We start from the raw sequence: 20,912 nt of genomic DNA on the forward strand, positions 1-20,912 counted from the left end.
ATAATTAATGACGAAGACAATTTTACTAACAGGCGCAACAGATGGTATTGGACTGGAAACGGCAAAGCTATTAGCGTCAAAAGGCCATACTTTACTGTTGCATGGCAGAAGCAAGTCTAAATTGGCACAGGTAAAGAAAAGCATCTCACAAGATTACCCTGAAACCACAATAGACACTTTTCTGGCAGACCTCACTAACCTATCTGAAGTTGAGGCACTGGCAGTAAAAGTTAAAAGTCACTATTCAAATATTGACGTGCTAATAAACAATGCTGGTGTACTTAAAATACCCAATCCAGTTACAGACTCAGGGTACGATATTCGTTTTATCGTAAATACTATTGCACCATATATATTAACCAAGCACCTTTTAACTCTGTTCAATAGTAGTGGCCGTGTCATCAATCTATCCTCTGCCGCCCAGGCGCCTGTGAATCTGGAAGCGCTTAAAGGTGAGCAACTCCTCTCTGATAGTGATGCTTATGCCCAGAGTAAATTGGCTATTACGATGTGGACCTTCCAATTATCCAAATCCCTTGGCAATGAAGCCCCAGCATTCATTGCCATTAACCCCGCATCATTCTTGGGCAGCAAAATGGTGAAAGAGGCTTATGGCTCGCTTGGGAGAGATATAGGTATTGGGGCTGATGTATTGGTTCGAGCAGCTCTTAGTGATGAATTCTCCAGTGCTACCGGCAAGTACTTTGATAACGACCTGGGCAATTGGTCTCAGCCACACCCCGATGCTCTTGATGAGGCAAAGAATGAATTGCTTATTTTAGAAATTGAAAGCGTTGCTAATGAGTTAGGGGCTCAAATCCCCTAAAGCATAACCTGTAACTTAAACAATCAATACCTTCCCCCCCTAAAAGGACATAATGATGAAGTATGAAGGCTTTACTACATTCTCAACCGCTCAAAAGGAAGGCATTTTAACCGTCACATTTGATTTTGGGCCAGTGAATGTCCAGGGGCAAGAAATGCTGGCGGACCTTAACAGTTTAGCCATGCGCCTGGAACGGGATCGCAATACCAAAGTGGTAGTTTTTCAATCGGCAAACCCTGAAATTTGGGTCTGCCACTATGACACCGAGCTCTTAAAGGATATGTCTGATGAGGCAATATCCCGAGATGAAGTTAAGTTACTCGATTTACAAGCGGTTTGTGAGCGAATTAGTAAAGTTCCACAGGCAACCATTGCCAAACTGGAAGGCTTTGCTCGAGGCGGCGGCCACGAGTTGGCGCTGGCAATGGATATGCGCTTTGCCGCACGTGGCAAATTTAAGTTTATGCAAATGGAAGTTGGTATGGGAATACTGCCCTGCGGTGGTGGCGCATCTCGGATGGCTCGCCAGACCGGGTTAGGGAGAGCATTAGAGATCATTCTAAGTGCTCAAGACTTCGATGCGGATGAGGCGGAGAGGCTAGGCACAATTAACAAAGCACTGGACCCTGATGAAATCGGTGAATATGTAGATTCACTAGCAAAGAGAATCTCTCAATTTCCTGCTGAATCTATCAATGCCTGTAAGCAGGCCGTATATGAGTCCATCGACAAGCCGATAGATGAAGCATTGAAGGCTGAAGCCTACTGGTTATATCAAGCGACCAGTAAAACACCTGCACTAAAGCGGTTTTCGATCGCTGATGAGCAGGGATTAGAGCACGATATTGAAAATCAACGCAATTGGAGTGAACTGGTTATGCAAGTACAGAACATCAATTAACCCTTTGAAAGTTTTCTCTTTCCAATAGAAAAATAGAGTCTCTCTATTCTAAGGGCTGACTATTAATAATTCACCTCGGTGATCAGTCCAAAATCCTGATTAGTTACCATTATTATCCGTGATATTTGAGAATTAAAAATGAAAGCAATGATAGTAAATGCCTTTGGCAGTCCAGATGTATTTGAAGAATCCGATGTAGTAAAGCCAACAATTAAGGCTGGGCATGTACTGGTAAAGGTTGCAGCAACCAGCGTTAACACCGTCGATACGATGATCCGAGAAATGGGCACGGAACTGCCCTTCTCTCCACCTCTCCCCGCCATCTTAGGCATGGATTTCGCTGGTACGATTGAAGAGGTTGGTGAAGGTGTCAGTGACTATAAGGTTGGCGATGAAGTCTATGGTTGTGCCGGTGGTTTAGCAGATTTGCCGGGCACCCTGGCCGAATATATGATTGCGGATGCCAACCTGATCGCATTAAAGCCCACAAATACAACCATGCGAGAAGCAGCTGCTTTACCACTGGTTGGTATTACCGCGTATGAAGGGCTAAAACGTGCTGGTATTCAAGCGGGTCAGAAAGTCCTTGTTCATGGTGGTTCGGGAGGCGTTGGGCATATTGCCTTGCAATTAGCCCGTCACTTTGGCACCGAGGTCTTTTCAACAGGCGCCGGTGAGCCTCAAATGGCTCTAATCAAAAAGCTCGGTGGAACACCAATCAACTACAAAAAAGAATCGGTCGAGGAATACGTCAAAAAACATACAGATGGCAAAGGCTTTGATATCGTATTCGATTCTGTGGGTGGCGTTAACATGGCAAAATCATTCGAAGCAGCCACACTCAATGGGCAAGTGATATCAACTGTTGCTATGGTTGAGCTTGACTTAACAACGGCCCACCTTAAAGGCCTTTCTTTGCATGTCGTTTTTATGTTGATCCCTATGATTCATAATCAAGGGCGCAAAGCCCATGGGACCATTTTAAAAGCCCTTAAATCTATTGTAGAAAAGGGTGATGTCAAACCCGTACTCGACGAATCATCCTTTGGCTATAAGGAGATTGGCAAAGCTCACGCAAGGCTGAGTAGCGGTAAAGCTATGGGCAAAGTTGTGGTTACTATTGACTGACTCTTGAAAAATTCAAAAGCTACGGCCCACTTGTTGGGCCTAAACAAACCATTTAACATCGAACTAGGATCCTAGCTGAGCAATTGCGAGCAAACAAATTTTACTCATCAGGCTTATAACCCGGATTATATATCGAATATACCCTAACATACGAAAACTTGTTACTTGGACTTACATCATAAAAAGCACACATCATAAGCCTGAATTTTGAGCCGGCATTATAAGTTATGCCATTCCACTCAAGATCCTCTTTACAGAGGAAATCTATCGGCGCTTCAGAAGCTACAGTTTTTTCATCCGCCAAGAAATGAGTATGACTTAGAATCACCTCCTGCATTTTTTCAGCAACGCCCTCCCAGAAGGCCAGAATTTGGTCGCGCCCAATATTTTTACGAGCTTGAGGAACATACTCAAAAGTTGCATTCTTTTCGTAATACTGACCAAAGAAATCATCCAAGCTGACTCCTCCAGTGAAAGTAGAGTTAAAATCACTAATATACTGCCGATATCTTTTCTCAGTAAACATTTAAATAACTCTTACACTCTCAAACTAAAGGGGAAGTTAAAATTTCTTAAAATGAAAATTTCAACACCCATAATAAGAACTAAAAAGCTTTCACTAACATTTACCAAAATTGTGTCAAGTTAAATTGTAGTGGCCAGGTGCAATGACGCCATTTGGATCGAAAACCTTCTTAATATCCCTTGTGACCTGCCAAAAAATATCGTCAGGATCAACTACAAGATCCATAAAATCAACAAATAGACGGTTAGGATGGAAGCCAGCCTTGATGAATTCTTCATTAAGCTCCTTTGCCAAGGATCGAGATTCCTCTCGCGCTACTTTATCGGTACGTATAAAGTGCGTTGATATACTGAAATGAGTTGTCTTGTCATCAACAAGGCCAAATGCATAACTTGCTTGAGCCTTACTGTAATGTGTATTTACTTTGCGAACAATTGAGTTTGCCTGCTGAACATATTCAACATTCATGGGCACTGTTGGAAGAATGAAATGCATACCAATGTCAGTGTGATCCGGATTCTCCCATCCTTCAGGAAGTTCCGTTTGAGCCGGCCAATAAATGCTCATAATAGGTCGATCACTTGGCTCACCCAATGCCATACGATAAAAGCCTGCATTACAATGAATAAAAGAGTTCATTTTTTTCCAGCCGACAAGCTTGGAAGCATACAACCCTAAGTTAATCAACCTATCCGTTACATAAAAAGTCATACCCCAAGGACTCAATCTCTTCAACTCTTTTTTTGCTGCTTTTATCTGGTATTTGGTGCCACTGATATTTGAAAATATTACACCTGCACCAAATGAGTATCGATTCAGAAATCCCATCAAACTCTCGCGATCTATATCAACACCCTGCCCCTTAAGATCTTGATACATTACAGGAGCCAGACCATTTTTAACCCGGACATTTTCATAGTAATGAGTAATAGAATTAACCAACCCAAGTTGTTTAATTCCTTTGAGGGCATTGATTGCATCACCCAGGTAACTTTCATCCTTTAAAACCGTCAAAAACATGCACTTTTTTTCAGGCCTTCTCCTCAACTCTATTGTTGCACGAGTTACAACTCCAAAATTTGATTGCAAAAAAATCCGAAGATATGATGGCCCTATTCCTTCCGGAAAGGTATTAGTTGCTTTACAATTTGCATAATGCCCAAATCCCGTCTTAAATATTCTCCCATCCCCTAGAACAACCTCCAGATTAAGAAGTTGCTTATATCGCTCCATATTGTACCCCACCCCTTTGTCTAGAGCGTTGCCTACTATACTTGTATCCTTTGCAGAGCCTGTTGTGTCTGAAAAATACTTTGAGCCAGTCTCATTGAGGTAATTAAAAAGTTGAAACTGTGTCACTCCCGGCTCAATAACTGCATAGCCAAACTCTTCATTTACTTCGATAATCTTATTCATTCGATGAAGATCAACAAGTATTAGATCACCCTGCGTTGATAATTTTGAACCAAAACCCCAGGACTTTCCGGTACTAAAAGGCTGTATACAAACTTTAAATTTATTTGCATTTAAGACTATCTGTCGAACTTCCTCAGCAGACTCAGGATATAAGATTAAAGGAACATCTACGTTATATGATGTAACATTTTCAATATGCTGTACTATTTCATCCTGCTCAGATACAACTTGATCAGCCCTAAAAGTTTTTTTTATCTCCAGCAAAAAATCTCTAATCATAACCACTCCACACAGCCCTATACTGGTTCAAAATCGCGACATCCTAGTGCTTTACTGGAGATCTACTATTACTCTAAAAGCAAAAGAGCAAACAAATAGGCCTAAACCAAACAGCGAAAAGACAAACAAACCTTAGAGTTCATTTAGGTGACAAAAATAGAAGTTAAGCGACAAATCAATATATAAGTCACTTCTACACATATTAGAGTGTAACCCTTCGTGTTGAAGATATTTAGAAAGACAATAGTGAGATAGAGTATGTATATAAAGGCGCCCACCTCCTCAGACACCCCCTTGTGGGATCGCCTGATGGGCAACTACACCTTTGCTTGTCTGAAGGTTGCCGCTCAACTTGATATTTACGGCCTGATAGACAAGGGCTACAACACTAGCGACAAGATCTCTCAGGCACTGCAACTTAGTAGCAAGGGTGTTGAGCAATATCTTTTGATTCTTAATCACCTGGGTTATATCAAAATGGAACTGGCCCAGTATGAGAACACTGAGCTGGCAAAAAATTATTTAGATAAGAACAGTTTATATTATTGGGGGGAAGTCTTACTGGACCCCTTTGCTATTTACGATATCAATCATTTGGACAAGAAAATTATAACCAGCCTTAAACGGGAATATGAATTGGAGTGTAAGGGGCGTTCAGTAACCGATATGTGGCAAAACGATGAAATGGATAATGAATCGGCAGCGGCGTTTACTCATCTAATGCACTCTCAGGGTTTCGCCTCTGCAGTTAAAGCCGCTTCAGACGGTATTTTCAAACAGGTTGATACCTTACTTGATGCTGGTGCCGGCTCAGGGACTATCGCCCTGGCCTTTTGTGAAACATATCCAAATCGCACTGCTGTACTCTTTGATCTTGCTCCAGTCTGTGAAATTGCCAAGGAGTATGTACAAAAATTTAACAAAACACAGCAAATAACCATTGCAAAGGGGGACCTATTCAGCGCTGAGTGGCCCACGGGCTTTGACGGCCTCTGCTTTAGCAATGTACTACACGACTGGCAAGAAGCTATCTGTGAATCCTTACTGAGTAAGGCCTTCTCTCTACTGCCCAAAGAGGGTTTTATCTTTATTCATGACATGCTCCTAGATGAGAGCCAGCTTACACCGAGCTTATTTAGCTTCCATCTTTTTATGAATCATGGTTCACGGTTATATTCTGAAAAGGAGCTATACCAAATGCTCACTAAAGCCGGCTTTAAAAACCCGCAAAGCCACAAAGCACTCGGCTATTTCTCAGTCATTTCAGCACAAAAGCCCTAGCTGATGTATTCATAACTATGGCCATCCATCCGGCAAGTCAATAAAGAAATGGAAACACGGAGCTCCCCATGACCATCGGACACTTAGATTGGAGCCAGCTGTTACACCATGCCAGATCAATATCTGAACAGGGGGGGCTCAGTGTGCCCCCAAACGCCAACCGGATTGAAGACCTACCTATCAGTGGGCCGAAAGAAATTTTAAAAGTCACCAAAGCCTTGGCAAAAACAGAGGGCGCTATATTAATGTCCAGCGGTGGTACCACAGGAAACCCCAAGCTGGCCTATACTCCCTTCCATCAGGCAACACAGAGACTTCTACAACAGTGGAAACCACTTGGGCCTGGCGATGTACTTCTCAACCTTTTCAACCCCGGCCGCCTATGGGGTGCCCACTACTTTATTCAAACTCTCGCCGAAAAAAGCAGAGCTATCACCGCACCTGTAGGGCCCTTTACTCCCACTGAAACAGGCGCTTGGCTGGAGACATTTCGCAAGATAGAGATTAATGCCCTTGCTGGGGCCCCCACAGGATTGGCGGACTTCGCCCAGGGCATCCTAGATGGCAATTGCAAACTGAACATCAAAACAATTATTTGGATGGCGGAACCCTGGACCGAGAAAAAGTTTAATACGGTGCGTATGACCTTTCCAAATGCCGGCTTCTGGTGTGACTACGGTTCGGTGGAGACCAACAGCATCGCTGTTAACGAGCCCGAGTGTGATCGGGATACTTACCACCTTTTAGCGGATCAATTGATTGAACCCGACGATCACGGGGCCCTACTCACACGTATTGGCGATGGCTGGACAGTACCAGTTATACGCTATCGGTTAGGGGATTTGATTCGGCAAGCCACTTGCCCATGTGGTCAGCCAAATGCATTGCTGATTGAGGGGCGCGCGGACGATGATGTGAGTCTTTGTAGTGCGATTCTTAGCGTTAGGAACATACTTGCTATCGCTAGAGAAGAGGATGGTGTTGAGGAGGCGCAGCTGATTCTCACAAAAAGCGGGGAAACACGTAAATCTGCAAGCGAACTTACTTTAGCTTATACCGGTATTACAGAACCGGACATAGTTCGAAAACGAATTCTAGTTGAGATTCATAACTTGGCATCTGTAGTCCAGCAATACCCTGGTGCCTTTAGCACAAAACGGGTTGAAAGGCTGATGAGGGTCAAAAGAACTAACAAGGTGCCGCCTATTATTCAGGCAGACGATATCAATTTGTAGATTTCAGTCAAGCACTAAAGATACAGCATAGGAAACATAGAAATGAGGTCCATAGCTAATTTGCCAGTGCTATTCTCAACCCTACTGTTACGCCCTATACGTGCTGTATGTTCTCAAATGATTGCCAACTTTATAGAAAGCTCTAAATGCTTCCCATTTGATGACATAATAACCATTGAAAGAATTATAAAACATGGTTTTAAGAAAGATAAATATTGCTTTGTAAAGGATGACATCTGTATAAGCTATTATCATGGAGCCCCTTTAATAGACCAAAATTTACAATACTCTGTTACATTTGAAGCAAATGGCAGTGAAAGTACTGCCAGCATGAATTTGAATAAGAGTTCTTTAACAAGGATATATTCTGGAACGGTAATATTATTACACGGATTTCGGGTATCCAAAGAATTCATGTTGAACTCGGCAATATATTTTCGTTTCTTAGGTTATCATGTTGTTGTTCCAGATCTCCTCGGTCATGGTGAATCAGGTGGGATTAAGAAATATGGAGTTTATGATAGCAAACTCATTAACCCTTTTATTAACAACCTCATTGAAGCAGATATTATTAAGAAGGATAATTTTTATATTGTTGGGAACTCAATGGGCGCCTTAACCGCTACATATATCTCAAATTTGAGAACGGATATCAGTGGAGTTATTTTATTAGCCCCAATGCCGCAATTTGATCAAGCCTTATATAATCACTCTAAAGTCACACATCCAATACTTAGCAAAATCATTCCGGAACAAGATATTCGCAAAGGCGCCAGTTTAGTCTTGGAAAAAAACAATATTAACCTGGAGGATACAAATATAATCCCCCTTATCCAATCATCTAAAACTCCAATACTTTTAATATCCTCAGATACCGATCGAATCGCTCCTTACTCAGATTACAAAAGCTTAAGCCAAGATAATATTGACTTAGTCAAGATTCACAATAGAAACCATCAGAGTATGACTACAATTGGAGATGACGAACATATCTCGATTATTAGATGGCTCAATAAAACTGAAAAGGAATAATGCTAAATTTACACATCCTATTTATACCCGAATAAATAAATCATCTTACCAACCAATATAACAGTCACGTCCCTGGGAACTTAGCGATATTAGCTCTTAGTGCACCATAGATTTCAAAAATTATACCGCTATATAAACATGACAATACAGGCATAGACTGATGCCGGCGATTCAGCCTATTCAGGCCCTGGTGAATGATACAAGGTCATGAACGCTGCAAGCCTGGAAACAAAAACCCTTGATCACTATCGAATTTGTAGTCTGGATGCTCCCAGGCGATCATCTTACCCGGATTGAGTAGCCCCTTGGGGTCTGTCTGCCTTTTGAATGCAAGCAGCACCGGGTCAATTTGCTTCATCCCCCCTTCTTCCAGGGTGTAACGGTGCGGATTGAAGATCGTACACCCGAGCGCCTCATGCCGTTTGATAATTTCATCAAGCCGGGTTTTATCCGTGAAGCGAACAATGGGTAGACCAATGGGAACTAGGCCTCCGTTGTAGCGGATAAACTCCAGATGGCCAGGCAACTCTTCAGCGAATATGCTCTGCAACTTGCCGATAGTCTCAAGTGGCTTCACATCAGGATAACGGACCTGAAGATAGGTAATCGATGGGTCAACGCTTAGGCCACGCAAGGTTGTGTGGTTCCAGGTGAGTTCATAAGCCGGCGGTAAATGCGTGATATCTTCGGCGGTTGCGCTATCGGAGCGGTACAACATCTCAGCACCCGGCGATCGACTCAGGAGCCCATCCAATGCCCCCATGGCAAACGCTGCCACCATGAGAACAACAACGGACTGTTCCTTGCGGATAAATTTCTTGTGTCGCAAGAAATAGTCATGGGGCAACGGCGCTTCAATCGTAGCGATATTTTTTGTCAGAAGACCATCCATGTTGGCGAGCTCTTCAGAAAAACGGATCGCATTTATAAAATCATCAAACCCGACGAGCACATCGATCCAGTCATAAGCTTCTGTTAGCGGTACTTCGATCTCGGTGATGATGCCTGTCGTACCGTAAGCGTGTATAGCCTTTTGTACATCGCTTCCTGTCAGCTCCAGAACCTGCGGCTCCGCCTCCATGGTTACCATCCGCAGACGGATGACGTTACCCAGATCCCTGAGCCCCCCCCAATTCACCGAGCCGACCCCCGCAGCCCCCCCTGCAAGAAATCCTCCGATGGTCGCGATACGGTAGGTGGAGGGATGTATGCGGAGCGCATGACCGGTCCGGGGTATCGTCTGCGCATCGATATCCGCCATAACGGCTCCAGGCTCGGTAACAACAACGCTTGGTTTAATATCCTTGACGGCATCCATTTCCGACAAATCCAGGACAACGCCACCGGAAAGTGGCATGGCCTGACCATAATTGCCGGTCCCCGCCCCCCGAGCTGTCACCGGAATGTCCGCGGCGTAGCACACTTTTAGAACGCGAATAACCTCGTCAACATTTTTCGGGCTGACAAGCAGATCACCGGTCACAGCATCAAGTTGCTCCTTGAGGATCGGGGAATACCAAAAGAAATCCCGGCTCTTTTTTCTCACTATCCGTGGATCATCCTCAACCTTGATACCGTCGAGATTCGCTTTCAAAGCGGAGATGTCAGTCATGGGCGTTGCGCTCCCATGTGCATGTGATGATCCAGTTCGCGGAAATCCGGCAGGTCCTTGTCAATGCTGCACCCTGCGCGCAGCACATGTCGTGGACCATTTGGGCGTGAAAGGAGTTCATTCCAATTGCGCGCACGAAAGAGAATCAGATCTGCCGACTCACCGGCCCCAATCCAGCCGGCAGAAATCCCCATTATATCTGCCGGCGTGGTCGTTATTGAGCGAACCCAGTCTCCAACCGGATGGTCCAGATGCAGAGTGCGAGTTGCCTGAGCGTAGACTTCAATCAGATCGAGGTCACCGTAGGCGCAAAAAGGGTCCCGTGTATTATCCGAAGCAACAACAACATCTATTCCACGGGAACGCATTTCATGCAACAGCGTGACACCCCGGCGGCGCGGAGTCCGGCCCATTACCCGGTCCTGAAGATAAAGATTGCTCACCGGCAGAGTCACGACCGCGATCCCCGCCTTAGCCACCAGGTCCAACGTACGGTCCACCTCGTCATCAGGCTGTACCGATAAAGTACAGCAGTGCCCGCACACAATTTTCCCCTGAAAGCCCAGGCGCAGAGCTGTTTCCGCGATGTGGCGCAAGGTCATTCCGGATGGGTCGAGCGTCTCATCGACATGAAAGTCGAGGTCCAACGCATGCTCCATAGCCGCGCGGAACATCGCTTCAAGATACCGATCTAGATCGGGCACCATGTAGGTCGCTGCTCCCAAGATGCCCCCGGCAGCCTGCACCCTAGACGCAATGCGCCCTAAATATTGATCGTCTGCGGCAAGGCGATGGATGCCGAACAAACACACGCCCTGTAGTTCGACTCGGCCCGCCCATTCGGTGCGAATCTCGCAAAAGAGCGGCCAGGTGATCTCATCTTGCAGCGGCGAACTATCCAGGTGCGTCCGGATGACGGCCGTGCCATGGGTATAGGCACAACGCAGCCCAAATTCCATACGCACCCGAACATCCTCTGCTGACCAATTTTTGCTCCGATCCCTGTCAACCGCCTGCATCGCCCCCATGAAAGTGCCGTCGGGATTGGATGCACGCGGCCAGATATGCCCTTTATCCAGATGAGTATGCAGATCAACAAGAGCCGGTAGGACCAAGCCGTTATCCAGGTCGAGCCCGCCTGACGCCTCTGGCAGACTGGCCGCCGGAGCAACCTCTATCAGCGTTCCGTTACGAAAGATCAAATCGCAGGAAACAAGATCCGATGGCTCAGAATTGCCAGGGTCACGCAAGACACAGGCAGGGATCGTTGCATTTCTTATGGTGCCAGTACCTTTGAAACTGGAGCCCCAACTTGCCTGCATCTACACCTCCCGTTCCAATGCGCCCGCACACAATTTGCGCATAGCTGGTAAGAAAAGAGATTGAAAGACAGAGATACCAAAATGCATGCAACAAACCTGTAGGGAATGTTCTGCTGATACTCTGCTCCAGTACAAATATGGCAAGGCCAAGTCCGGAATAGGATATGCCCACAATGAATACGACTGCATCTATCAAATACTGGCCGCCAGCGATCTGCTATTCGCCCAGGAGATGCTGTAAGGACACGCTTGATTGTCTTGCAGGCTAAGTCACCGGCCGATTTGCCTCACCAGCAGCTTGCACCCGTAGTTAAAACCGGCGCTATTTGCGTGATGTTGCACATCTTTGATTGTAGCCGGCTCTCTGCTTCTGCGATTTGGATATCTGATTAGTTTGAGCTGCTTTTTCTTCTCTAAGCCTTAACACTTGTCACTGCCCTAGCTGACGTGTCCTTTCACTATTCAAATGAGACTAATTAAGCTCCCCTACCGGCAGTCTGGAGCGACTTCGCCCTAAGGATCGGTGGAAGCTTCAGATAGGTTAGTGCCCGCCAAAACCACTCTAAAGGCCCCATACGGAAAACTTTCAGCCACAAATCAGAATAAGCGAGCTGAAATAGGACAAGACCAATACAAACACCAACAACTTCTACTCTTGTCAGCGCACCATATAGCCCCATTCCAAAGCCATAAAATATAAACACACCAATCAAAGACTGAGCGAGGTAATTGGTAAATGCCATTCGGCCAACCTGTTGTATTTTATTCTTAATCCACAGATGTGTATTACTCTGATACCAGAGACAGGCCAGGCCAACATAGCCAATACTGGTGAAGGTAGCCCCTACCAGATTAAATGCATCGCCATATAAGAAGTAGTGATTAATATTCCAATCATTGCTGTAGTTCCAAACCAAACCCAATGCGGTAAGGATCAAACCAATGGGTGTTGCGACAACAGCCATCTTTTTATAAGTCTTAAAACTAGCCTCACCACGTAAGATACCAACTTTATAGAGCCCCATACCTATTAGTATCATCGCGGCGATTTTCAAAATAAACGACAAACTGAAAAATAGCATCACAATATTCGCCTCCATATCTGCATCGCTATCTTCAGCTGCGAATCGGTGATTGACCAACTCCCAGAAACCACCTGTATAGGCCGCAACTTCCCTTTGAATTTGTGCTGTATCAGGTGCGAAGATATCTGAGACTATATATTTAGCTTCTCCACTGAGCCCGGATAACACAACACCGGTATAGTTTGAAACCAGTACAGCGCCCATTAAACTCAAAGTTCCTAGCGTAATGAGCCAACTTCCACGCAGCCCACGGAATATATAAAGCACCATAGCAACTAGCGCATATACTGTCAGTATGTCGCCCTCCCAGATATAGATCGCATGGAGCAAGCCTATAACCAGTAGCCAAAAGTTGCGGCTGTAATGAATCTTAGCGGCAGATTTTTGCTGGTGTAAACGCTTCTCAGCAAGAAGGACTATACCCGCTCCAAAAAGCATGGCAAAAAGTCCCATAAATTTCTGATCGGCAAATATATGTAAGAAAATAAAAATCAGATCATTAAGTGGTCCATCTGCCAGATATGCTTTAGGGTTCAAATAGGCAGCCATGGGCATGGAAAAACTAACCATATTCATAAAAGGAATGCCCAATATGGCAATTCCTCTCAGCAAATCCAATTGTGAAATTCGGGCTGGCATGCAAATCCTTTTAAGCAAAAATAGAGCAGGTTAATGCTAGTGTAGGTTTGACACAAGATTGAACCCTTAAAATAATTATTCTTTTATTGACCTAACGTACCAACTTAAAATATTACCCGGTTAACACCCCTTTTGGGGACGACTGGACTAATAGTTTTTTTAGATCGGTTAGAAAAAATATTTGAAATCTGTTGAGCGCGCATCACCATAATACAAAAATTGCCACTTCCGCTGTCCATACAAGACCTTGGATATCACAATCTTATCAATGGCAATTTATATAACGATTAGACTATCACCACAGACTTAAAAATTGTCCGCTTCTATTATTAATGTAAAGGATATTTAATCTCCTTAGCCATCCCCCACATCTTATAGTCTGCCGGCATTTCGGAGAGGTAATTTAGAGTGTTATAGATCAGGCTCTTCTCCATTTGGTCTATTCCCAAAGATTTACTCCAACCCTCAGCTGCCAATCGATAGCTCATTACAATCAGAAGAAACTTCTGCTCATTCGATAGCCCACTGCCATGCCCATTAATTAAGAGGTGCATTGAGACAAGGTCATAATCCAGATCAAACTTAGATTCATTGACCTGGATATTAATTTGGGCTGATCGCCCAGACACTGATGATCCACGAGCAACTATCTGCATCTCGTCCAGAAAAAAAGATACATGGGCGTTATCTTTATCAGAACTATTCACATAGCGCCCTCTTAACGCCAGTTCCCGAATCTGCCTTTTGCTAATTTCACCCCGGAGCCATAAGTTGGTCATTTTTGTAAGGGGACCGTAGGATTCAGCGGCGGGGGTGTTTTCTTCTGCCGCAAGAGGCAATGAAATGAGAAGTACGACAAGACAAATACAGATCCTTGTTACAGCCATTGCTACTACCACTCAAAATCAAGAATTGACCACATAAGCGACACAAGGCGTTATCGCTATTAATGAGTATATTCAATGATTGGTATACGAACATTGCTTTGGGGCGCAACGACACTCATTGACGGCTTTATCGGTCGGGGGTTTAAATTCCAGATTAATTTGAGCTCTATCGGCTCGCCTTCTCTCTTTGTGTCTCTGCAATGACTCTTTCGTTGATGCATGAAATCCTCCAGAGAGAAAATACCCCATGAATATGTCAACCTTCTCATCCAGGCTAAAACTACTCTTCCCCAGACCTATCCGGGAGTTAACTTTCGACAAACTGTAAGTCAATAAAATATCTTGACCATCACGATCGAACAGGTTAAATAGGCCTATCGCCCAATCGGTTTCCAATACATGTGAGAGCGTGTAAAACTTATCCACAAATTCTAAATAGATTAAGGAAAAGTCTTCACCTCCTTGAAGAAATCTACTTACGTAAGTGGACTCCTCCTCCCGTAAAAAATCCAACGCTGCCTGGATTGTTATTTCCTGAATATCATTGGCAAGAACATAACGGCCCAGTTTTTCGACTTCAGCCACACTCATACCGAGTTGATAAAGCTCTGTTTGGTTTTTCACCAACATGCGCCAAGAGGATAACGGCATTAGCAACCGGTATGCGGTCATCCACTCAGGATGTTCTTTTAAATTCACCTCATACCAAGTCGGGCTCTTTTTTTCAAGGCCGTGCTTTTGGAGGAAAGACAAGTCTTCACCGTCATAACTCGCTTGGCGAACTGCTTTCATTCGCAGCCAAGCTGTCAAATTCCGTTCCCTACTCAGTATCCAGTCGCTATCAATTTTCTTATTGAGATCATTCGCCGTAGCATGCAATATCTGTAAGGCATCTTGATTAGAGCTAGCGACAGCCGAAGTAGTAAAGATGATGCTCATTAAAGAAATCAACAATAAGGCGGCATTTGGAAGGAATGGCATTGGGGGAACCTTAGGTCGCTTTCGATAGCTATATGTGACTTGGCCCATTATTCAGAGGGGCACAGCTTAATTATCGCTTGGAAACCTGCCTCGAAGAGAAAATGGATGTCGGAATTCCCACCATAGGGTTCATGGGAAATTGCTGAGCCTCGTTTATATTTTCATTGCCTGGAGAAACTTGAGAACACCAGCCAGTCACGCGGTGAAGGTAATCTTTGTCGGGTGGCCGATCTCTGGTGTATGATTTACTAGTAATGAAGCACTACTCTTCCACATTTCGCGCCAAACTGATTGCTATGGCGGCCCTGCTCCTGCTGATGTTCCAGGTGCAAACTGTGCTTGCCTGCGAAATGATGGATAGCCCTGAGCCAGCCGCGGAGTGCTGTTGTGACCACATGGTTACCAGCTCAGAGCCCGATGAAGTCGACTGCTGTGAATACGACACCCAGGTTTCTCTCAAGACCTCCCTGGATGATCACGAAGTCGCCTTAACCGCTGCCTTCCTTGGCCTTGAACTTCCTCAGCTGGCACCACCGCCCACTTACCAGTGGCCGCAAATATTAGCCCCACCGCTGCTCAAGGCGGTTACACCCTTCCAACTAGCCTCCACCTTCCCCGGCAATCGAACTTGGTTAGCCACTCTACGCCTGCGTATTTGATCACTCCCTCTCTCTGATTTGTGAAATTTCCCGCAGCATCATTCAACTTTTGTCATTGCTGCTGTTGGGCTTCAGAAAGATTGTTCTAGGAGTGAACCCTTTGATTTCCCTACAAGCCGTTGCTGCCAGTAGCAGCAAAGAAATGGGCAGTGCCTTTGATTTCCAACTTGGCACCCCACACAGCACCGAGCTCGTTACCCAAATTCTGATCCCCTCTGTCTTTGGAGGTGTGCTATGAGCCGCGCAAAAACGCTGAGCCTGGTTTCTTTCGTTTTTTTACTGGCGGCGGCGGGCGCTGCCTTCTATTGGAAGAAAACAGCTGGATTAGCGGTAACCGACCATATTGAGTTTATTCCTGCCGGCCCCTTCCAGATCGCAGTAACCGTAGATCCACTGCAGCCCCGCGCTGGTAAGAACCAGATTCGCATCGAAGTTAGGGACAGAGAAAACCGTCCAGTCAGCGGTGCCGAAGTTCGCGCAGTCGCGGAAATGCCCGCGATGGGTGCTATGCCAGCTATGCGCGCCCAGGCGGACATCAACGAGACCAGCCCTGGTATTTTTCAGGGGGAGATAGAGCTCGCGATGGTGGGCTCATGGCCCATGGTGGTAGATGTGGCTACCGGCCACGATCGCCACGTGGACCTGGCCTTTGATATGAGTACCAACCGCAAAGGTTTGCGCTTGAAATCTGCACCTGAGGCCTCCGATACCGCTTACTACACCTGTGCCATGCACCCGTCTGTACGAGCTGCACAGCCAGGCACCTGCCCGATCTGCGGTATGGACTTACAGCCGGTCAGTCATGATGAGCTGCAAAGCGGCAGTATTGTGGTTGAAAGTGGTCGCCGTCAGGCTATCGGTATCAAAACCGGCACGGTTGAAAGACAGCCATTCGCCCTCCCCATTCACCTGCACGGTCAGGTGACTTACGACGAAACCCGCCTGCGGGATATCAGCCTGCGCTTCGATGGCTGGATTGGAGACCTGGATGCCGACTTTGAGGGCAAGGAAGTTAGACGCGGTGAAGTGCTGTTTTCTGTGTACAGCCCGGAGCTTCTGGCCGTTCAAGATGAATACCTGAAAGCGCGCCGCCGCGGCGACTCCCTGGAAAAAGCCGCACGCAGGCGCTTACTGCTTTGGGGACTCTCAGAGGAGCAAATCGATTGGCTGGTAGAGCAACAGAAAGCGCAAGACTATGTGCCGATATTCGCTCCGGCCAGTGGCGTGATTATTGAGAAGAATATTGTTGCCGGTTCGTCCTTTCAGAAGGGGGACAACCTGCTGCGTATTGCCGATCTGAGCCAGGTCTGGATAGAAGCCCACGCCTATGAGGACCAGCTGCCACTGCTGGAAAAAGGTATGCCGGCCAAGGTGCGTTTAACCAATGTCTACCACGAGGAAATTCCGGCAACCCTCACGCAGATCGACCCGTTTCTCAATCACAGTAACCGCAGTGCGCGGCTGCGCGTAACCCTGCCCAATACCGATGGCGAGCTTCGCCCCGGACTGTTCGCGGACATTATGTTAAGTGCCAAACTGGGGAATCTGCTGGTGGTTCCCAGGGATTCTGTGCTGATCTCCGGCAAGAAGCGCATCGTTTTCCGTGATCTGGGCCAGGGCCGCCTGGAGCCGGTGCAGGTACGCACCGGTTACGGGGATAGCGAGCGCATTGTGATTCGCTCCGGACTGCAGGAAGGCGACAAAATCGTCACCTCTGGCGTGTTCCTGATCGCGGCAGAGAGCCGCCTGAAATCGGGGGTACAGCAGTGGTAAATACCGAACCCAAAGGGCTGATCGCCCGTATTATTGGGGCCTGCGCTGGCAAGCCGGGGATCACGCTGATCCTTGTGGCGATTGCCGCCCTGGCGGGATACCGGGCCCTTATCAGTGTTCCCCTGGATGCTATCCCGGACCTCTCCGATGCCCAGGTGATCGTCATGACAGACTGGCCCGGCCGCAGTCCAGACCTGGTGGAAGACCAAATCACCTATCCGCTTTCCACCGCCATGCTGGGGTTGCCCAAAGTCAAATATGTCCGCGGCCAGAGCTTTTTTGGGCTCAGTTTTGTCTACGCCATTTTTGAAGACGGCACCGATATTTATTGGGCCCGTTCGCGGGTGCTCGAATATCTCAACCAGGTGTCAGACCAACTCCCCGAGGATGTTCAGCCCACTCTGGGGCCAGACGCCACCGGAGTCGGCTGGGTATTTCAGTATGCGTTGGTGGATCGCAGCGGCAAGCAAGATCTGCAAGAACTGCGCGCACTACAGGATTTTAAATTGCGCTATTGGCTCACTTCTGTGGAGGGTGTGGCCGAAGTCGCGTCTATCGGTGGTTATGAGAAGGAATATCAAGTCCAGATCGACCCCCATCGATTGCAGATGTTTAATGTTCCACTGGGCAAAGTGGTCGAAGCCATTCGCCGCAGTAACAACGACACCGGCGGGCGGGTACTGGAGATCGCCGGCCACGAGCATATGGTCCGTGGCCGCGGTTATATCCGCAATGTTTCTGATCTGGAAGAAGTAGTCATTGGGGTAAACGCGGCAAAAATTCCCGTAACCCTGGATCAGGTTGCCGATATTACCTTGGGGCCGGCCATGCAGCGCGGCATTGCCGAGCTGGATGGTGAGGGACAAACCGTCGGCGGTATTGTGGTAATGCGCTACGGTGAAAACGCCCTAAAGGTGATTGAAAGGGTTAAAGAGCGCATCGAACAGATTCGCGCTGGCTTGCCGGAAGGCGTCGAGCTGGTGGTGACTTATGATCGCTCAAAGCTGATTAACAGTGCGATCGACAACCTTAAAAACACCCTGATTGAAGAGATGTTAGTGGTCGCCGCTGTGATCGCCATTTTCCTGCTGCACGCACGCTCTGCTTTGGTCGCGGTGATCACCCTACCCATTGCTGTATTGTTGGCTTTTATTCCACTTTCTCTACAAGGATTGACCGCCAATATTATGTCATTGGGGGGGATTGCTGTAGCCATTGGGGCCATGGTGGATGCCGCCGTTGTGATGGTGGATAACATCCATAAAAAGCTGGCAGCCTCTGGCGATAAGGCATTGTCTACTGCTGAGCGAAGAAGGTTGGTTGTTCGGGCAATGCAGGAAGTGGGGCCGAGTATCTTCTTCTCCCTGATTATTATTACGGTTTCCTTCCTGCCGGTGTTTGCGCTGGAAGCCACCGAGGGCCGTTTGTTCAAACCCCTCGCCTATACCAAAACCTACAGCATGGCCTTTGCCGCACTGCTGGCGATCACCCTGATCCCAGCACTCGCCGTACTGTTGATGCGTGGCAAGATCCGCACCAAGGAAAACCCGGTCACCCGCGCCCTGGTTTTTACACTGCAACCGGTGATCCACTTCTGTGTGCGCCAGCGCAAAATGGTGGCGGCCCTCGCGGTAATCGCTCTGGTTTCCGTGGCCTATCCCATTAGTAAGTTGAGCGGTGAATTTATGCCGCCACTCAATGAGGGCAGCATCCTCTATATGCCCACTGCCCTACCCGGTATGTCTGTGACCGAAGCGGGCAAAGTACTGCAGCAAATGGATGAAGAGCTAAAAACCTTTCCCGAGGTTGAGCACGTGTTCGGTAAAATTGGCCGCTCAAACAGTGCGACTGACTCTGCACCACTCTCCATGGTAGAGACTGTGATTACCCTGAAGCCCAAGGATGCATGGCGGCCCGGCATGACCTGGGATGACCTGCTAGCGGAGATGGATGAGAAACTGCAGTATCCCGGTATGCCAAATATCTGGTGGATGCCCATCCAAACCCGTACCGAAATGCTCGCCACCGGTATTCGCAGCCAGCTGGGTATCAAGGTATTTGGCGATAACCTGGAAGAAATCGAACAAACCGCATTGGCTATTGAGGAAGCCCTGCGCAGCGATCAGCGGACCGCCGATGAAACCCGCAGTGTCTTTGCCGAACGCCTCACCGGTGGCTACTTTTTGGACTTTGATATCGATCGCGCACGGGCCTCCCGCCACGGTTTAAATGTGCAGGATATCGAAGATGTGATTGCCGCGGCTGCCGGTGGCTTGGCTGCAACCCAGACAGTCGAAGGGCGCGAACGTTACGACGTGCTGGTGCGCTACGCCCGCGACTACCGGGATACCCCGGAACAGCTGGAGCAAATCCTGGTTCCCGCTTCCGACGGTTCCCAGGTGCCTCTCAACCAACTGGCTGATATGGACTTCCGCACTGGCCCGCCCATGATTCGCAATGAAGACGGGCAGTTAGTGGGATTAGTATTTGTCGACCTGAAAGGCGATGTGGGTGTTGCCGACTATGTGAGCCGTGCGAAACAGGTGGTCGCCGACCAAGTCAACTTGGTGCCCGGTCAGCGCATCGCCTGGGCTGGCCAGTATCAATATCTGGAGCGGGCCAAGTCCCGCCTGCAATGGCTGGTGCCCTTGACCTTACTAGCGGTTTGTTTCCTGCTTTACCTGCACCGCGGCAGGCTGTCTGACACCCTGTTTGTACTCACCGCTATGCCGATGGCACTGGTCGGGGCCTTCTGGTTGCTGTATCTGCTTGACTACAAACTCAGCGTCGCCGTATGGGTGGGCATGATCGCTATGGCCGGCCTTGCCGCAGAGATGGGGCTATTGATGCTGCACTATTTATCGGCTGCTGGAACCAATAAGCCGCAGCAAGACAATACCGCTGCAGTCGCACAAGCGGCAGCGGGCCGTATACGGCCAATGTTAATGACCAGCCTTACGCTCTTAATTTCATTAATTCCAGTCATGGTTTCCGACGGCACCGGCGCAGATGTCATGAAACGCATTGCCGCACCCATGGTCGGCGGCACCCTCACGACACTCTTGTTTGTACTGTTGGTTATGCCCGGAGTGTTTTATCAGTGGAAGGCTCGTACAGATAAGGAAAGCTAGAAAAGCGGGGGCATTGGCTCAACTTGGCCCATTGCCCCACCGATTTTCTACTGATCATTTTTCATCAGCGTAAATTACCTATTTGTCAGCTGTGCACTGCTCTAAAGGCAGCGGGCAAATAGGTTTCCTCAGAGTTAACTGTTAAAATGCCAGGCAAGATTTGTATTGCCCAGATTGCAACATTGCATTAATGACAAAA

At 47.4% G+C, this 20,912-nt stretch carries 17 protein-coding genes; 10 read left to right on the top strand and 7 right to left on the bottom strand.

All coding sequences use genetic code 11. The annotated features are described in order from the left end of the window. Nucleotides 1–7: 7 nt before the first annotated feature. From MJO52_RS10990 to MJO52_RS11000, 3 genes are all read left to right on the top strand, one after another. Nucleotides 8–826 carry an SDR family NAD(P)-dependent oxidoreductase gene (locus MJO52_RS10990; RefSeq protein WP_252081706.1) on the top strand — a complete coding sequence of 273 codons (819 nt, stop codon included), beginning with the start codon at nt 8–10 and terminating at the stop codon, nt 824–826. A 52-nt stretch (nt 827–878) separates the two neighbouring features. Then, on the top strand, nt 879–1,727 hold the full coding sequence (locus tag MJO52_RS10995; protein WP_252081707.1) for an enoyl-CoA hydratase/isomerase family protein: 849 nt from the start codon (nt 879–881) through the stop codon (nt 1,725–1,727). 138 nt (nt 1,728–1,865) lie between these two features. Continuing rightward, entirely contained in the window at nt 1,866–2,855 is a 990-nt protein-coding gene (locus tag MJO52_RS11000) for a zinc-dependent alcohol dehydrogenase family protein (RefSeq protein WP_252081708.1), read from the top strand. Between the two features lie 100 nt (nt 2,856–2,955). Here MJO52_RS11000 and MJO52_RS11005 read toward each other — a convergent pair whose 3' ends face one another. Together MJO52_RS11005 and MJO52_RS11010 are read right to left on the bottom strand one after the other, a co-directional pair. Continuing rightward, nucleotides 2,956–3,381 (bottom strand): nuclear transport factor 2 family protein, encoded by a 426-nt coding sequence (locus MJO52_RS11005; RefSeq protein ID WP_252081709.1) that lies wholly within the window; start codon nt 3,379–3,381, stop codon nt 2,956–2,958. Between the two features lie 114 nt (nt 3,382–3,495). After that, nucleotides 3,496–5,076 carry an FAD-binding oxidoreductase gene (locus MJO52_RS11010; protein ID WP_252081710.1) on the bottom strand — a complete coding sequence of 527 codons (1,581 nt, stop codon included), beginning with the start codon at nt 5,074–5,076 and terminating at the stop codon, nt 3,496–3,498. A gap of 258 nt (nt 5,077–5,334) precedes the next feature. On the opposite strand from MJO52_RS11010, the gene MJO52_RS11015 reads away from it, so the two are divergent. The 3 genes from MJO52_RS11015 to MJO52_RS11025 all read left to right on the top strand — a co-directional run bounded on the left by MJO52_RS11015 (nt 5,335) and on the right by MJO52_RS11025 (nt 8,624). Continuing rightward, nucleotides 5,335–6,357, top strand: a complete 1,023-nt coding sequence (locus MJO52_RS11015) for an acetylserotonin O-methyltransferase (RefSeq protein ID WP_252081711.1) — start codon at nt 5,335–5,337, stop codon at nt 6,355–6,357. A 68-nt stretch (nt 6,358–6,425) separates the two neighbouring features. Then, on the top strand, nt 6,426–7,592 hold the full coding sequence (locus MJO52_RS11020) for an AMP-binding protein (protein WP_252081712.1): 1,167 nt from the start codon (nt 6,426–6,428) through the stop codon (nt 7,590–7,592). A gap of 42 nt (nt 7,593–7,634) precedes the next feature. Continuing rightward, nucleotides 7,635–8,624, top strand: coding sequence for an alpha/beta hydrolase (locus tag MJO52_RS11025; RefSeq protein ID WP_252081713.1), 990 nt, complete (start codon nt 7,635–7,637; stop codon nt 8,622–8,624). Between the two features lie 205 nt (nt 8,625–8,829). Here the strand turns inward: MJO52_RS11025 and MJO52_RS11030 are convergent, their stop codons facing one another. Next, entirely contained in the window at nt 8,830–10,236 is a 1,407-nt protein-coding gene (locus tag MJO52_RS11030) for an FAD-binding oxidoreductase (protein WP_252081714.1), read from the bottom strand. Further along, entirely contained in the window at nt 10,233–11,558 is a 1,326-nt protein-coding gene (locus tag MJO52_RS11035) for a cytosine deaminase (protein ID WP_252081715.1), read from the bottom strand. The genes MJO52_RS11030 and MJO52_RS11035 overlap by 4 nt, the downstream gene beginning before the upstream one ends. Before the next feature lie 85 nt (nt 11,559–11,643). Here MJO52_RS11035 and MJO52_RS11040 point away from each other — a divergent pair, with 85 nt between their 5' ends. Next, complete coding sequence (locus MJO52_RS11040; RefSeq protein ID WP_252081716.1) at nt 11,644–11,799, top strand: hypothetical protein; 156 nt, start codon at nt 11,644–11,646, stop codon at nt 11,797–11,799. A gap of 235 nt (nt 11,800–12,034) precedes the next feature. Here the strand turns inward: MJO52_RS11040 and MJO52_RS11045 are convergent, their stop codons facing one another. From MJO52_RS11045 to MJO52_RS11055, 3 genes are all read right to left on the bottom strand, one after another. Further along, entirely contained in the window at nt 12,035–13,282 is a 1,248-nt protein-coding gene (locus MJO52_RS11045) for a DUF418 domain-containing protein (protein WP_252081717.1), read from the bottom strand. Nucleotides 13,283–13,611: 329 nt separating this feature from the next. Continuing rightward, nucleotides 13,612–14,169: a hypothetical protein gene (locus tag MJO52_RS11050; protein WP_252081718.1), complete on the bottom strand. Its 558-nt coding sequence runs from the start codon at nt 14,167–14,169 to the stop codon at nt 13,612–13,614. 72 nt (nt 14,170–14,241) lie between these two features. After that, nucleotides 14,242–15,150, bottom strand: a complete 909-nt coding sequence (locus MJO52_RS11055; RefSeq protein ID WP_252081719.1) for a hypothetical protein — start codon at nt 15,148–15,150, stop codon at nt 14,242–14,244. Between the two features lie 236 nt (nt 15,151–15,386). Here MJO52_RS11055 and MJO52_RS11060 point away from each other — a divergent pair, with 236 nt between their 5' ends. From MJO52_RS11060 to MJO52_RS11070, 3 genes are all read left to right on the top strand, one after another. Continuing rightward, complete coding sequence (locus MJO52_RS11060; RefSeq protein WP_252081720.1) at nt 15,387–15,809, top strand: hypothetical protein; 423 nt, start codon at nt 15,387–15,389, stop codon at nt 15,807–15,809. 234 nt (nt 15,810–16,043) lie between these two features. Continuing rightward, nucleotides 16,044–17,582, top strand: a complete 1,539-nt coding sequence (locus MJO52_RS11065) for an efflux RND transporter periplasmic adaptor subunit (protein ID WP_252081721.1) — start codon at nt 16,044–16,046, stop codon at nt 17,580–17,582. Continuing rightward, on the top strand, nt 17,576–20,713 hold the full coding sequence (locus MJO52_RS11070) for an efflux RND transporter permease subunit (RefSeq protein WP_252081722.1): 3,138 nt from the start codon (nt 17,576–17,578) through the stop codon (nt 20,711–20,713). The genes MJO52_RS11065 and MJO52_RS11070 overlap by 7 nt, the downstream gene beginning before the upstream one ends. The last annotated feature ends 199 nt before the right edge of the window (nt 20,714–20,912 follow it).

The organism is Microbulbifer variabilis, from assembly GCF_023716485.1.
GTDB lineage: Bacteria > Pseudomonadota > Gammaproteobacteria > Pseudomonadales > Cellvibrionaceae > Microbulbifer > Microbulbifer variabilis_B.